The sequence below is a fragment of the Oleiagrimonas citrea genome (genome assembly GCF_012395255.1).
In the GTDB taxonomy this organism is placed as follows: Bacteria; Pseudomonadota; Gammaproteobacteria; order Xanthomonadales; family Rhodanobacteraceae; genus Oleiagrimonas; species Oleiagrimonas citrea.
The window spans coordinates 399,682-415,663 of the sequence record NZ_JAAZQD010000004.1 but is presented as its reverse complement, the minus strand read 5'-3'; the positions used below and the strand labels follow the sequence as shown (position 1 = coordinate 415,663).

Below are 15,982 nucleotides of genomic sequence, written 5' to 3'. Positions count from 1 at the left end.
CTTCAGGGCTGCATTCAGCCGGCAGCCAGCCGTTGCACCTCGATCACGTTGGGCAGGGTTTCCAGACGTGCCAGCAGCACCGACAGCTGTTCGAAATCGCGCACCCGCAGGGTGAAGGTCATTTCCGCCTCGCCGGTGCGCGCAAACAGTCGGCTGGACGAGGCCACGATGGGCGCGCCGAAGTTGGTGATCAGGCCGGTGACGTCCTTCTGCAGCCCCTTGCGGTCGTAGCCGAGTACGCGCACCGTGGCCTCGTAGGCGCGCTCTGGTACGTGCCCCCATTCGACGTCGATCACGCGCTTGGGATCGCGCCGCGCCAGCCGCGCCAGGCTGGTGCAGTCACGCCGATGCACCGACACGCCGCGCCCCTTGGTGATGTACCCGCGCACCGGATCGCCCGGCAGCGGCTGGCAACAGCGCGCCAGCGTGGTCATCAGATCGCCCACGCCCTGCACGCGCATGGCGCCCGGATCGACCCGCTCGGTACGCCGCGGCGTGGGCCGGGGGGCCGGCGCGCCGGCTTCACGTTCGGTCAGGCTGCGCGCGATCTGGGCCGTGGACAACTCGCCCAGGGCCAGCGCCACCAGCAGTTCCTCGAACTGCTGGAAACCGAGCTTGCGCGCCAGCGCGTCGTGGTCGGCGTCGGTCATGGCCAGACGCTTGAGTTCACGCTCCAGCAGCGCTCGACCGGCGGCCAGATTCGCACTGTGCTCCTTGCGCCGGAACCAGGCGCGCACCTTGTCCTTCGCGCGCCCCGAATGCAGATAACCGTGATGCGGCGACAGCCAGTCGCGGCTGGGTTCGGACTGCTTGGCGGTGAGAATCTCCACGCGGTCGCCGCTGCGCGGCTGATGCGTCAGCGGCACGATGCGGTCGTTGACCTTGGCGCCGCGGCAGCGATGTCCGACGTCGGTATGAATGTGGTACGCGAAATCGAGCACAGTCGCGCCGCGCGGCATGTCGACAACTTCACCGCGCGGGGTCAGCACGTAGACGCGGTCCTCGTCCAGCGCGGTCTCGAAATCGGCCAGCAGACCGGCATCGTCGTCGCCGCGCGACTCCAGCAACGTGCGCAGCCAGGCCACGCGCTTCTCGAACTGCGCATCGCCCGACCCGCCTTCCTTGTAACGCCAGTGAGCGGCCACACCGAGTTCGTTGTCGCGATGCATGGCGTGAGTGCGGATCTGCACTTCCAGCGTGCGCCCGCCCGGCCCCAGCACGGCGGTATGCAGCGAGCGGTAGCCATTCTGCTTGGGCCGCGCGATGTAGTCGTCGAACTCCTTCGGGATGTGCGGCCATAGACCGTGCACCACGCCCAGCGCGGCGTAGCAGTCGGCGACATCGTCGACCAGGATGCGCAGGGCGCGGATGTCATACAGCTCGGCGAAATCCAGATGCTTGCGCTGCATCTTCTTCCAGATCGAGTGGATGTGCTTGGGCCGACCCGCGATGTCGGCCTTGATGCCGGCTTCGCGAAGCGCCGTACCCAGCGTGTCGATGCATTCGCGGATGAAGCGCTCGCGGTCGACGCGGCGCTCATCCAGCAATTTCGCGATGCGCTTGTAGACGTCCGGCTGCAGGAAGCGGAACGCGAGATCCTCCAACTCCCACTTCAACTGCCAGATGCCCAGACGATTGGCCAGCGGCGCATGGATGTCGGCAGTCAGTTTGGCCAGCCGCCGCGCTTCCTCGGCCGGCAGCTTCGACGCGCCGCGCATGCGCAGCAACTGGCGAACCAGCAGCACGAACACCACGCGCACATCGCGGATGATCGCCAGCAGCAGACGCCGCAGCCCCTCGCTGGCACCGCTGCGCTCGGCATGCAGCGCCCACACGCGCTCGGCGGCGAACTGCCCTTCGACCAGCCTGACGACCCCCGGCGGCAACGACTCCGCCGCCCGCTCCCAGGCCGCGTGATCGTGCTCGGCGACCGCAAACCACAGCGCTGCGGCACGGGTTTCCTCGTCGCAGCCCAGCGACGCCAGCAACTCCAGTGTCTGCGTCTGGGACTCGCAGGGCGCCTCCGGCAGACCGGCGCAGGCGTTCATCGCGTCACGCAGCAACGGCGTGTCGGCAGTGGGAGTTTGCGGCGGACGGGTGGATTCGGCCATGGGAAAAGCCTAGTACGAAGCGTGAAGCGGACGAAATGACGACGCGTGGTATCGCCATGCTCAGGCGTCGCCGCCGCGCTCGACCTTGTGCAGCGCGCGCACCATGCGCTTGGGCGAGACCGTGACCGCCGTGCCCAGTTCCTGGGCGAACAGCGACACGCGGAATTCCTCGATCATCCAGCGCAGCGCATCCAGATCCTCGCCCGCCGCGCCGGCTGCCCGCTGCTGCAGCCAGGCGCGCCAGTACGGCAGCACCTGCAGCAGGCGCTGCTGATCCTTCTTTGGGTCCTGCTGCAGGCGCTCGGCGCGCAGGCGCATGGCCTGCAGGTAACGCGGAAACTGGCGCAGGCGATCCAGCGGCAGTTCGCGCAGGAACCCCGGTTGCAGCAGGGCATCGAGCTGCTCGCCCAGATCGTCGTAGCTGGCCGCGGCGAACCCCATCAGCGGCGGTTCCAGCCAGGGCTTGAGCTCGGCCTGCGCCTCGATGATCGGCTCGGCGCACTTCAGACGTTCGACCGCCGCCGCGAACACACCGCGTGCCAGCGTGTCCTGCAGCGCGTCGAAATCGGCGCGGGTACGCACATCCAGAATCTGCACCGCCAGCAGATCGGCCAGGCCGCCCTCGACCAGATCCTCGCGCAGGCCGTCGAGGCTTCCCAGCGGTGCGTACTTCAGACCGATCGTGTTACCGATCGGCAACTTGCGCCGCGCCTGCTTCAGCGCCGGCGCCAGCGACAGCCGCAGCAGTCGCTCCACGCCGCTCCGGTGCTCGGCGAGCGCTTCGTCCGCGCGCTCGAAGACACGCAGCGCCACCGAGGTGCCCTGATCGACCAGGGCCGGCCAGGCGTCCAGCCCGCCCTCGGAGCGCACGCGCTCGGGCAGGTCGTCGAAATCCCAGCTGACCACATCCTCGCGGGTCAGGTCGGCATCGGCCTGACGCGAGAACGCAGCGCGCGCATCGCCGCTCCATTCCGCGCGCAGGGCATCGAGACTGCGCGAAGTCGCCAGCGTGCGGCCGTGCTCGTCGTGCAGCCGAAAGCGCATGGCGAAATGCGCGGGCAGCTCGGCGCCAGCGAAGGCGTCGGCTGCGATCTCCACGCCGGTCGTGCGTTCGAGGAACCGCGCCAGGGCAGCATGCAACGGCTCGTCGCCGACCGTCTCGGCCTCGCAGAAAGCCCGGGCGAAGTCCGGCGCCGGCACGAAGTTGCGGCGCAGGCCCTTCGGCAGGCTGCGGATCAGCGCCGCGACCTTGTCAGCCAGCAGGCCCGGCACCAGCCACTGACAGCGCGTGGCCGGCAACGCATTGAGCATCGCCAGCGGTAGATGCAGTGTCACCCCGTCGGCCTCGTCGCCGGGCACGAAACGGTATTCGAGCCGATAGCGCTGGCCGTCGATCTCCAGCCGCGCCGGGAAGGCGTGCGCATCCAGGTCCGGCGATACGTCGAGCACGTCGTCGAGCGACCAGCGCAACGCGGCCTGCTTCGCTGGCGGCGCCTTGCGGTACCACTTCTCCAGCGTGCTGCGCGAAACGATATCGGCAGGCAGCTTGTCCTCGAAGAACACGGCGAGGTCCTGCGGCGACTTCAGCAGCCCCTCGCGGCGCTGCTTGGCTTCCAGTTCGTGGGCCTTTTCCAGCACGCGCTGATTGGCGCGGACGAAATCGGCGCGCGTGTCGATGTCGCCGGTCGCCAGCGCCTGCTCCAGGAAGATCGCGCGCGCCAGCGCCGGATCCTGCTTCTCGAACGTCACCATGCGCCGCTCGGCCAGACTCAGACCGAACAGCGTGACCTGTTCGTACGCCACCACCTTGCCGCGCTTGCGCGACCAATGCGGGTCGCTATGCGAGCGGCGAATCAGATGCGCGGCCTGCTCCTCGATCCAGCGCGGATCGACGCGCGCGCAGAGCATGCCCCACACGCGTCCACCGACGTCGAGAATCTGCGCCGCGAACAGCCAGTTCGGCGGCGACTTCGCCAGCGACGAGCCCGGAAAGACCTTGAAGCTGCGCTGGCGTGTGCCGCGAAACACGCCCTTCTCGTCCTTGTGCGCGACCTGGGTCGGCAAGCCAGCCAGCAGGCAGCGGTGAATGGCCTCGTAGGCTTCGGCGGGCAGCGTATCCGCGTCGTCCTGCCGCTGCGGCGCGCGCGCAGAATTCGCAGCCTGTGTCGACCCGGTCTTTTCAGCGCGCGCAGGCGCTTTGCCCCGACGACGGCGTGAGGACGCTTCCGGCTTCCCGGCATCACGCGCCAGATCGCCCATCGCCAGCTTCAGCTGCCGATGCAATTCGCGCCACTCGCGCATGCGCAGGTAGCTGAGGAAATGCTTCTGGCACCAATCGCGCAATTTCGACTGGGTCAGATCCTCGTGCGCCATCGTGTACGCGCGCCACAGATTCAGCACGCCGACGAAATCGGATTTCGGATCGGCAAAGACCTTGTGCGCGGCATCGGCCTGGCCACGCGCGTCGGCGGGGCGTTCGCGCGGGTCCTGCACACTCAGGAAGGCGACCACGGTCAGCAGGGCATCCAGCGTATCGCGCTGCTTCGCTTCGACCAGCATGCGCGCCAGCTGCACGTCGATGGGCAGACGCGCCAGCTCGCGACCGATGGGCGTCAGCGTGCGCGCATCGTCGATGGCCGACAGCTCGGCCAGCCGCCGGTAGCCGTCCGCGATGGCGCTCGGCTCGGGCGCTTCGAGAAACGGAAAGTCCTCGACCTCACCCAGCTTCAGACTAAGCATGCGCAGGATCACGTTGGCCAGCGACGAACGCAGCAGCTCCGGATCGGTGAAGGGCGGGCGACCGTCGAAATCGGTTTCGTCATACAGCCGCACGCACACGCCCGGCCCCACGCGTCCGCAGCGGCCCTTGCGCTGATCGGCGGCGGCGCGCGAGATCGGCTCGACGTGCAGGCGTTCGAGCTGGCTGCGCTGGCTGTAGCGCTTCACGCGCGCGGTGCCGGTGTCGATGACATAGCGGATGCGCGGCACGGTCAGTGAGGTCTCGGCGACGTTGGTCGCCAGCACCACGCGCCGCGCCGGTCCCGGATGGAACACGCGATCCTGATCCTTCGCCGACAGGCGCGCGTACAACGGCAGCACCTCGGTATGGCGGTACTGACGGCGCGAAAGCAGCAGATGCGCGTCGCGGATCTCGCGCTCGCCGGGCAGGAACACCAGCACGTCGCCGCGCGGGTCCTCGGCGCTGAGTTCGTCGAGCACACGCGCGATGTGCTCGGCGCTGCCCTGCTGGATGCCGCCCGACGAACCCGACAGCGCTTCCAGCGGCCGCCAGCGCACCTCGACCGGATAGGTGCGGCCCTCGACCTCGATCACCGGCGCGTCGTCGAAATGCTCGGCGAAGCGCTTGGTGTCGATGGTCGCCGAGGTGACGATGATCTTCAGGTCCGGCCGCCGCCTCGCCAGCCGCTTCAGGTAACCGAGCAGGAAGTCGATGTTGAGGCTGCGCTCGTGCGCTTCGTCGATGATAAGCGTGTCGTAGGCGCTCAGCCATGGATCGCGCTGCGTCTCGGCCAGCAGGATGCCGTCGGTCATGAACTTGATCAGGCTGTCGTCGCTGACCTGTTCGGTGAAGCGCACCTGGAAGCCGACCTGCTCACCGATCTGCGTGCCCAGTTCCTCGGCCACGCGCCGCGCCACGGAACGTGCCGCCAACCGCCGTGGCTGCGTGCAGCCGATCAACCCCGCCGCACCGCGCCCGGCAGCCAGGCACAGCTTCGGCAACTGCGTGGTCTTGCCCGAACCAGTCTCGCCGGCGATCACCACCACCTGGTGGTCGCGGATCGCCGTCATGATGTCGTCGGCGCGCTCGCTGATCGGCAGCGCGGCGTCGAGTCCCACCTTCGGCACCGTCGCCGCGCGCGCCTCGCGACGCGCCACCGAGGCCTCGATGCGCTCGTGCAGGCGCGCCCGTTTCGCGGCGTCCTCGCCACCCTCGCGCTTCAGGCGCCGCCACTGGCCGAGCAGCCTTCCGTAGTCGCGCGAGCAGACCTGCCCCAGGCGCTGGCGCAGCGCAGGCAGGTCACGGATGTCGTCACGGTCGGGGAGCGGAGTGTTCATGGAATCGAACATGATAGCCCGGCCCTATGGCCGCAATCAGCACTATCCATTTCCTTCCCGGCGCATTCGCCCCCATTTATGTAGACAACAGGGGACGCGCTCATGAATCGCTGTCCGTCGACGTCCGACGTCGGCCACATCGGATTCAGGGCGTCACCCTTAGGATCGAGCATCCATCCAACCCTCAGCAAAGGAGACTACGCATGGCCATCGATATCGGCATTGCACAACAGGATCGCGAGGCGATCGCCGGCAGCCTTTCGCGTCTGCTGGCGGACACCTATTCGCTATACCTGAAGACCCACAGCTTCCACTGGAACGTCACCGGCCCGCAGTTCAACAGCCTGCATCTGATGTTCGAACAGCAATACAACGCGCTGTGGATGGCCGCCGACGAGGTCGCCGAGCGCATCCGCACACTGGACATCGTCGCACCCGGTTCCTACACGCAGTTCGCCAAACTGACGTCCATCAAGGAAGAGACCGGCGTGCCGGCATGGCAGGACATGGTCGAGCAGCTGGTCGAGGGACACGAAGTTGCCGCTGCCACCGCGCGCAAGACGGTGAAGGTGGCCGAGGAGGCCGGCGATGAAGGCACCGCGGACCTGGTGATCGGCCGCCTCAAGGACCACGAGAAGACCGCATGGATGCTGCGCTCGCTGCTGCAGTAACCGCTGCTCGCTACGTCCCCCGCACCGAAGGCGCGCCGCATGGGCGCGCCTTCTTTTGCATCGGATCGGAACACTCGTTGCGCGAGCCGTTCGTTGCGGACGTCTGCAGCCCGTCAACGAGCCTGCCAGAGGTCGCCGAGAGGCGTTTCCGCCAATGCGAAACGTTCCTATCGCCAAACTCCTCTGATTGAGGCAATATAGTCTCGAGGCCCAAAAATCAACAGGTTGGGGATATGAGCGCGACGATCGAACTTTTCGAACTCTTCAAGGAGCGCCTGACGGTGCGTTCCGATCACGCAGCTGGACAGATCCTGGGCGTGAAACCGCAGACCATCAGCAACTGGCGCACCCGTGGCAGCCAGGCCGAACCCAAGCTGATCGAGACGATGTGCCGCAAGCTGGAGCAGGATCCGATGCCCTGGCTGCTGCGCGCGCAGGCCGATCAGGCGCACGACCCGGCCAACGGCCTGGTCTGGAAGCGCATGGCGACGCGTCTGGGCATCTCCCTGACCGCCGTCGCGCTGGCCGTCAGCAAGCTGTTCTCCGACGCCAACATGCAGATGGCCGTCGCCATGGGCGGCATGGACGAATATGCCTGGGGCGCGATGAGCTCCATGAGTCAGGCGCTCACCATCCTGTCCTAAGCTGCCATACCCGGCGCACCCTAGTTCGAACGCCGCGGATCTCCGGTCCGCGGCGTTCGCGTGTCCGTCGCCTGAGCGCAACCTGACCGCGATCCCGCATCGCGTTGAGCCGGCGCAATGCCTTGGGTAAGCTCGTTTCCCTCGCCCCGCACCGACGGGCCCGGCCATGCCCGTGACGCGCCAGCAGGACTCCCCTTGACTCCCGAAGCCCGAACCTACGACAGCCGACATCCCGTGTTCGCTGCCGTGGTCATGGCACTGGTGCTGGCCGTGCTCAACATCGGACTGTGGTGGTGGGCCAACCTGCCCAACGGACCGACGGACCTGCAGGGGCCGATCAGCGGCTTCGCCTACAGTCCGTTCCAGCGCTATCAGAGTCCGTTCGACAACGACAAGCCGAGCGACAAGGACATCGCCGGCGATCTGAAGCTGCTGTCGCGCTACACGCAGCACATCCGCACCTACGACGCGCTGCAGAACCCGGAAATCTACCGACTGGCGAAAAAGCAGGGGCTGGACGTCATGGCCGGTGCCTGGATTGATCGCCGCCTGGTGCACAACGACGACGAGATCCGCGCCGTCATCAGCCTGGCGCGCCGCTACCCGAAGACCATCACCCGCGTGCTGATCGGCAACGAGGTGCTGCTGCGCGACGACATCAAGCCGGACCGGCTGATGGCATACCTGGACCGCGCGCGCGCGGCGATCCGGCAGCCGGTGTCGGTGGCCGAACCGTGGCACATCTGGGAGAAATACCCCGAACTGGTGCAGCACGTCGATTTCATCGCCGTGCATCTGTTGCCGTACTGGGAAGGCGTGCCGCGCCGCGACGCCATCGGCGATGTGCTGCAGCGCTACGAAGAGCTGCGCCGGATGTACCCGAACAAGCCGATCGTGGTCGGCGAGATCGGCTGGCCGTCCAACGGCGACCGCTTCCATTACGCCAACCCGTCGGTCTCCAACGAAGCGATCTTCCTGCGCCAGTGGTTCCAGGTCGCGCGCGAACGGCACATCCAGTACTACGTGATGGAAGCCTTCGACCAGCCCTGGAAGGAACAGCTCGGCGAGGGCCGCACCGGCGCCTACTGGGGCATGTTCGGTGCGGACCGCAAACCGAAGTTCGCCTTCAAGGGTCCGGTCACCGAGGACACCGGCTGGCCGTTCAAGGCGCTCGCCGCCAGCCTGCTGGCGCTGATCCCGATGGTCTGGTTCGGCCGCCGCTACAGCCGTTTCAAGCTGGCTGGGCGCTTCTTCTTCATGCTGCTGCTGCAGCTGGCGGCCGGCGTGATCGTGTGGGCGGCCACCCTGCCCTTCAACTTCTACCTCAGTCCGTTCGACTGGGCGATGCTGGTGCTGCTGTTCCCGGCACAGATCGCCATCATCGCGATCCTGCTGATCAACGGCTTCGAGTTCACCGAAGTACTGTGGCGCCGGGGCTGGCTGCGGCACGGCGAACTGCTCGAACCGGACCCGCCGGCGAAGCAGCCGTTCGTGTCGATCCATCTGGCCTGCTACAACGAGCCGCCGGAGATGGTGCAGGTCACACTGGACTCGCTGGCCGCGCTCGACTACCAGAACTACGAAGTGCTGGTGATCGACAACAACACCAAGGACCCGGACGTCTGGAAGCCGGTCGAGGCCTACTGCGAGAAACTCGGCCCGCGCTTCCGCTTCTTCCATCTGGAGCCGTGGCCGGGCTTCAAGGCCGGCGCGCTGAATTTCGGCTTGAAGGAAACCGACGACCGCGCCGAGATCGTCGCCGTGGTCGACGCCGACTACGTGGTGCGCCCGGACTGGCTGTCGCGTCTGACCGGCCATTTCCACGATGCCGATGTCGCCGTGGTGCAGTGCCCGCAGGCGCACCGCGACTTCGCCGACAACACCTTCCGCCGCTGGACCGCGTGGGAATACGACGGTTTCTTCCGCATCGGCATGCACCATCGCAATGAGCGCAACGCCATCATCCAGCACGGCACCATGACCATGGTCCGCCGCAGCGCGCTGGAAGGCACAGGCGGCTGGTCGGAATGGACCATCTGCGAAGACGCCGAACTGGGCCTGCGCCTGATGCACGCCGGCTACCAGCTGGTCTACGTCGACGAACTGATGGGCAAGGGCCTGACGCCCGCCGATTTCAAGGCCTACAAGAGCCAGCGCTACCGCTGGGCCTTCGGCGCGATGCAGATCCTCAAGGGTCGCTGGGACTGGCTGGTGCGCAAGGGCCCGCTCAGCGCCGGCCAGCGCTTCCACTTCCTCACCGGCTGGTTCAGCTGGTTCGCCGACGCGCTGCACTTCATATTCACGATGATGGCGCTATTCTGGACCGCCGGCATGATCGGCCTGCCGCAGTACTTCAGCCTGCCGATGCAGCTGTTCCTGATCCCGGTGATCGGCTTCTTCATCGCCAAGGCGGTGTTCGGCATCGTGCTGTACCGTGCCCGCGTACCCTGCGGCTGGCGCGACACGCTGACCGCCTCGGTCGCCAGCATGGGTCTGTCGCACGCCATCGCGCGCGGCATCATGCACGGACTGACCCGCAAGAAGACGGCCTTCGTGGTCACCGCCAAGAGTCGCCGCCTGGGCGAATCGAGCTTCGCCGCGTTCGCGCCGGTGCGCGAGGAAGGTCTGATGGCCATCGCGCTGGCGCTGGCCATCGGCGGCATGGCGTTCGCCTTCGGCAGCACCTACCTCGAAGGCACGCTGTGGATGATCATTCTGGGTGCGCAGGCGATACCCTATGTATCCGCGCTGGCCGGCGCCTGGGTCGCCCATCGCAGCGCCTGACGCCCGCCGCGCCGCGGCAGGCCGATGCTATCGTCGCCCTGTCGTCCGAAACTTGCCACGGAACCGGTTGTCACCCTCTCATGCGTCCGCTCTCGCGCATCGTCCTCGCCTTGTTGCTCCCTCTGCTGGTGCTCGCGCCGCTGCGCGCGCAGGCGGGCGTCACCGTGCGCGTGCAGGGACTGAACGACGACCTGAAGCAGGCCGTGACCGCCGCCGTGCGCCTGAGCCAGTACGCCAAGCGCGACGCCAGCGCCGCGCAGGTGCGGCGGCTGTATGCAAAGGCGCCCGACGAAGCACGTCAGGCGCTCCGCCCCTACGGCTATTACGACGCACGTGTCGACGCGGACCTGAAGCAGAACGGCGCCGACTGGACTGTCACGCTGAAGGTGACGCCCGGCGATCCGGTGATCGTGCGCAACGTCGACATCCAGCTCGACGACGCCGCGCGCAAGCTGCCCGACGTGCGCAGCGCCATCCGCCAGTTCAAGCCGCGCAAGGGTCAGCGCATGGACGACGGCCTGTACACGGCCTCGCGCGACGCCATCGCGGGGGCGCTGACCGCCGTCGGCTACCTCGATGCGCGCATGACCGTGCACAAGGTCGAGGTGACCCGCGCCACGCACAGCGCGGTCGTGCACCTGGCCTGGAAGGTCGGCCGACGCTATCGCTTCGGCAAGGTAACTTTCGAGGGCAGCCAGTTCCGGGACGGTTTCCTGAATCGCTACGTGCCGTTCAAGCGCGGCGACTATTTCTCGCAGCCCGATCTGCTACAGCTGCAGCAGGCGCTGACCGGCGCGGACTACTTCGCGGTGGTCAACGTGCTGCCGGACATCGAACATGCGCACGACGGCGTGGTCGATATCAATGTGCAACTGAAACCGGCCAAACGCAGCGTCTACACCGGCGGTCCGTTCATCGGCACCGACACCGGCGCCGGCGTCCGTCTCGGGCTGGAACGGCGCTGGGTCAACAACCGCGGCCACAAGTGGAAGAACGAACTGGTGCTGGCGCAACGATTGAAGACGCTCAGCACGCTCTACCAGGTGCCGCTGCCCGGCACCAATCAGCGCAGTCTCAACTTCGGCGCCAACTACCGGCAGGCCGACACCGACACATCCAAGTCGCGCACGCTGGAACTGGTCGCCAGCGAGAGCAGGCTGTGGCACGGCTGGCTGCGCACGGTCGGCATCCATGCGCTGTCGGGCACATTCACCGTCGGCAAGCGCGGCGGCGATCCGGACAACACGCTGGGCATCGAGCGCGGCCAGAGCACGCTGGTGTATCCGGAAATCTCGCTGGTGAAGAAACAGGGCGCGGATCCGAACTACGTGCGTCACGGCTGGCGTCTGAGCCTGACCGCGCGCAGCACGCTGGGCACCGTTCTTTCCGACACGCGCTTCGCGCAGGTCATCGCCGACGCCAAGTGGATCGATGCCTTCAGCCGCCGCGACCGACTGATCGTGCGCGGTACCGCCGGCAGCACCGTGGTCGGCGACTTCAGCCAGTTGCCGCCGCAGTTGCGCTTCTTCGCCGGCGGCGACCAGTCGGTTCGCGGCTACGGCTACCAGTCGATCGGACCGCGCAACCGCTACGACCGCATCATCGGCGGACGCAATCTACTGGTCGGCAGCGTCACCGCCGAGCACTATTTCACAACCACCTGGGGCATGGCCGCCTTCGTCGACGCGGGCAACGCCTTCAACGGCAGCGACTACCGGCCGCGCATCGGTGCCGGCCTGGGCGTACGCTGGCGCTCGCCGGTGGGCATGATCCGCGTCGACTTCGGCGTGCCGGTGCATGACCGCAATGCCCACGGCGTCGAACTCCATCTCGTCATCGGGCCGGACCTGTGAAGGGGCTGAAGCGCATCGCGATCGCATTCGGCGTCCTGCTGCTGATAGCTGGGCTGGCGCTGGGCTGGCTACTGGGCACCGCGTCGGGCCTGCACTTCGCGCTGGCGCGCGTCGAGCACGCAACCGGTAACGCCCTGCAGATTCAGCAGTCGCAGGGACGTCTGGCCGGACCGCTGACCCTGTCCGGCGTGCGCTACCGCGACGCGCAGAGCGGACTGGACGTGCGGATCGCGAAGATCGAACTCGACCTGCACCCGCTGGCCCTGCTGCGCGGACGCGCTCACTTCGCTCGACTGGCCGTACAACAGGTCGACGTGGCCTTGCCGACGCATCCCACACCCGCCACTGCAAGCGACACCGGACCGATCTCACTGCGCGCGCCGTTCGACGTGATGCTCGACCGGGTGCAGGTCGGCCACGTCCGCATCCATCGCGGCGACGAGGAGGTGTTCGTCTCCGACCGTCTGGACCTGGCCGGCGCCTGGACGCACGACGGCGTGCAACTGCGGCGCCTGCAACTACGCGCACCGGATGGCCAGGTCGATCTCGACGGAACGATGACCTTCGGCCGCGGCTACCCCGGCAAGGGTTCGCTGCGCTTCGACTGGAACGCCAACGGCACACGCTGGGCCGGCACCCTGCATGCCGACAACAACGGCCGCGCGGCCAGCGCGAAGATCGAACTGACGCAACCGTCCGTGGCGCACATGCAGCTCCGCCTCACCCCGCGCGCGCCCTACGCCTGGAAAGCGCACATCGTGATTCCGCGCGGAGAAGCCGCCCCCTGGATCGGCAAGGGTTCGATCCAGCAATTGGCCGCCACGCTCGACGCCCATGGCGACAGGCAGACCCTGAACGCCAACGGCTGGCTGGAGCTCGACACCACCCGCGTGCAACTGGCCGCGCTGCAGGTGCACGCAACCCAGAACGGCCAGCCATGGCAACTGGAGCACCTGCAGATCACTTCGCCCCAGCACAAGGGCGTGCTGCAGGGCCATGGAAGCATCCGCCTCGATCCGGCACCGCTCCAGGCCGCGCTGGACCTGCAGTGGAAGGACGTCACGCTTCCCGCCGAACTGACCGGTCAAGCGCTGGCCAGCCAGGGTTCGCTGCACGTCGAGGGCAATACCGAGCATTATCGCGCCACGCTCGACGCCCAGGCCGGACCACCGGGCCGCCCCTCGCACTTGCAGGCGCAACTGCAGGGCGCGTCGGATCGGCTCACGATCGAGAACCTCACCGTCCGGCAGGCCAAGGGAAAACTCGATGCACATGGCGAGTTGCAATGGAGTCCGCAGTTGCAATGGCAGGTCGACGCCAAGGCCGATCATTTCAATCCGGGCGAATTGCTGGCCGGATGGGACGGCGCACTCGACGCTGTGCTGTCCAGCCAGGGCCGCATTGCCGACCAGGACACGCGCGGCACCCTGAAGCTGGACAAACTCGATGGCACGCTGCGTCAGCGTCCTGTGTCGGGCCACGGCACGCTCAACCTGTCGGCAAACCGGGTCGTGAGCGGTGCGCTGCAGCTGCGCTCGGGTTCGGGCGAACTGCAGATGAACGGCAAGGACGGCCCACGCAACGATCTCGACGTGCAGCTGCGCATCGCATCGCTGGGCGACTGGCTGCCGCAGGCGCGCGGCGCGCTGCGCGGACATCTGCGCATCCGCGGACGGTGGCCGAAGCTGGGCGTCCGCGGTCAGCTCGACGGCGCCAAGCTGGCCTGGCACGACCAGCAGGTCGCACAGGCGCACCTGAACGTCGACATCGACGACCTCAGTCACCCCGGCGGCACACTAGCGCTCAAGGCCAGCCAGGTCGACGCCGCCGGCTTCGCCTTCGCTTCGCTGACAGTGGACGGTCGCGGCAATCGTCAGCGCCATACCCTTCGCCTTGATGCCAAGGGCGACCTGCTGTCCCTTTCCGTGGCGCTGTCCGGCGGCATGCAGGGCGACGCCTGGAAAGGCACGCTGCAGCAGCTCGACCTGGGGCTGACCGGCACGCCGGACTGGCGCCTGCGCGCGCCGGCGACGCTGGCCTGGAACCAGGGCGAAGGCACACTCGGTCAGGCCTGCCTGAGTCCGGGCCAACCGCAGCTGTGCCTGTCCGCCGAGCGCCAGCGCGACGGCCGCCTGCATGCGCAGTACCGCATGCGCGAACTGCCGCTCGAACTGATCCTGGCTATCGCCGGCAACGACCTGCCGATGCGCGCGGACGGCGTGCTCAACGGCGACGGCGATATCCGCCGTGACGCCAAGGGCCGGTTCGACGGCCAGGCGCGTCTGCAATCGGCGCAGGGGCGGATCTTCTACGTCGACCACCCGAACCAGCCGCTGATCCGCTTCCACGACCTCGACGCCCGTCTCGCCATGACGCCACAGGAGCAGCGCCTGCGCATCGGCGCGTCGCTGCAGCAGAACGGACGTCTCGACGGCGACCTGCGCGCCAGCGGACCGAACCATGCGCTCAGCGGCCGGCTGCGCATGCACCTGGACAATCTGCGGTTCGTGGAACTGTTCACCACCGAAGTCGCCAACCTCCAGGGCGACCTCAAGGCCGATCTGAACCTCGCCGGCACGCTCGACGCGCCGGCCGCCAGCGGCGAGGCCCTGGCCGACGGACTCTCCGGCGAAATCCCCGGACTGGGCCTCAAACTCAGTCAGGGCCGCCTGCGCCTTCGCGGCAGCAACGCACAGGAACTGCGCGTCGACGGCCAGATGCATTCGGGCGACGGCGATCTGCAGGTCGCCGGTCGTATCGGCCTCGGCAACGGCACCGGCACGAACATCCGGCTCACCGGCAAGAAGGTGCAGGTCGCCGACATCCCGTCGGCCGAGGTCAGCGTCTCGCCGGACCTGACCGTCACCCACAGCGCCGAAGGTCTGCACATCGGCGGCACGCTGGGGGTGGACAAGGCCGACGTGAAACTGGAGAAACTGCCCGGTGCGGGTGCCACCCAGGCCTCGCCCGACGTGGTCGTGGTCGACGCCGAAAAGCCGGCGCAATCCCAGGGCGCCGCCCTGTCGGTCAGCACCGACGTGCGCGTCGACCTGGGCGAGAACACGCACGTGGTCGGCTACGGCCTGAACGGCAACCTGCGCGGCAACCTGCACGTGATCGGTCGCAGCGGCAGGGGTACGCTGGGCCAGGGCCAGATCCGCGTCGACGGTACCTTCCGCGCCTACGGCCAGGATCTGCACATCGAGCAGGGCCGCCTGCTGTTCGCCTCCACGCCGCTGGACGATCCCGGCCTCGACCTCCGCGCCGTGCGCAAGCTCAACCCGAACGCCACCGTCGACGACGGCCAGGTAGTCGGCCTGCAGGTGCGCGGCACCGCCAAGCGGCCCGAACTGACGGTGTTCTCGAACCCGGTCATGGAGCAATCCGATGCGCTGTCCTACCTGATCACCGGCAAGCCGCTGTCGCAGGTCAAGGGCGGCGAAGGCAGCATGGTGAACTCGGCCGCGCAGGCACTCGGCTCGGCCACCGGCGACCTGCTGGCCAAGGGCATCGGATCCAAGCTCGGCATCAGCGACATCGGCGTGTCCAGCAACGACGCCCTGGGCACCGCCGCGTTCACTGTCGGCAAGTACCTGTCCCCGCGCCTGTACCTCAGCTACGGCGTCGGCCTGTTCCAGCCCGGCCAGGTCGTGACCCTGCGCTACATCCTCAGCCGCCGCTGGAATTTCGAGGCGCAGCAGGCGACCGAGTTCAGCCGCGCCAGCTTCAACTACCGTTACGAACGCTGAATCGGCATCCATGACCTATGACCTATAGGGCCGCCCGAACCGTTCCACCGGGCCCTCGGTCGTACTAAGGTGGTCTACTTTCCATGCCGAGGT

General features: G+C 67.6%; 7 protein-coding genes. 5 read left to right on the top strand and 2 right to left on the bottom strand.

Annotated features, from left to right (window positions below):
• Positions 1 to 14: 14 nt before the first annotated feature.
• Positions 15 to 2,111 (bottom strand): RelA/SpoT family protein, encoded by a 2,097-nt coding sequence (locus HF690_RS11765; RefSeq protein ID WP_168609573.1) that lies wholly within the window; start codon positions 2,109 to 2,111, stop codon positions 15 to 17.
• Positions 2,112 to 2,171: 60 nt separating this feature from the next.
• Positions 2,172 to 6,188, bottom strand: coding sequence for an ATP-dependent RNA helicase HrpA (gene hrpA / locus HF690_RS11760; protein ID WP_168609572.1), 4,017 nt, complete (start codon positions 6,186 to 6,188; stop codon positions 2,172 to 2,174).
• A gap of 203 nt (positions 6,189 to 6,391) precedes the next feature.
• Between hrpA and HF690_RS11755 the strand changes: the two genes are divergently transcribed.
• The 5 genes from HF690_RS11755 to HF690_RS11735 all read left to right on the top strand — a co-directional run bounded on the left by HF690_RS11755 (position 6,392) and on the right by HF690_RS11735 (position 15,889).
• Entirely contained in the window at positions 6,392 to 6,859 is a 468-nt protein-coding gene (locus HF690_RS11755) for a Dps family protein (protein ID WP_113063632.1), read from the top strand.
• 233 nt (positions 6,860 to 7,092) lie between these two features.
• Positions 7,093 to 7,503, top strand: a complete 411-nt coding sequence (locus HF690_RS11750; protein WP_113063633.1) for a hypothetical protein — start codon at positions 7,093 to 7,095, stop codon at positions 7,501 to 7,503.
• Positions 7,504 to 7,755: 252 nt separating this feature from the next.
• The gene (locus HF690_RS11745; RefSeq protein WP_240151750.1) at positions 7,756 to 10,287 is read left to right on the top strand and encodes a glycosyltransferase; all 2,532 of its coding nucleotides are present in this window, start codon (positions 7,756 to 7,758) and stop codon (positions 10,285 to 10,287) included.
• Positions 10,288 to 10,367: 80 nt separating this feature from the next.
• Positions 10,368 to 12,140 carry an autotransporter assembly complex protein TamA gene (locus HF690_RS11740; RefSeq protein ID WP_168609570.1) on the top strand — a complete coding sequence of 591 codons (1,773 nt, stop codon included), beginning with the start codon at positions 10,368 to 10,370 and terminating at the stop codon, positions 12,138 to 12,140.
• On the top strand, positions 12,137 to 15,889 hold the full coding sequence (locus HF690_RS11735; RefSeq protein ID WP_168609569.1) for a translocation/assembly module TamB domain-containing protein: 3,753 nt from the start codon (positions 12,137 to 12,139) through the stop codon (positions 15,887 to 15,889). The genes HF690_RS11740 and HF690_RS11735 overlap by 4 nt, the downstream gene beginning before the upstream one ends.
• Positions 15,890 to 15,982: the final 93 nt, after the last annotated feature.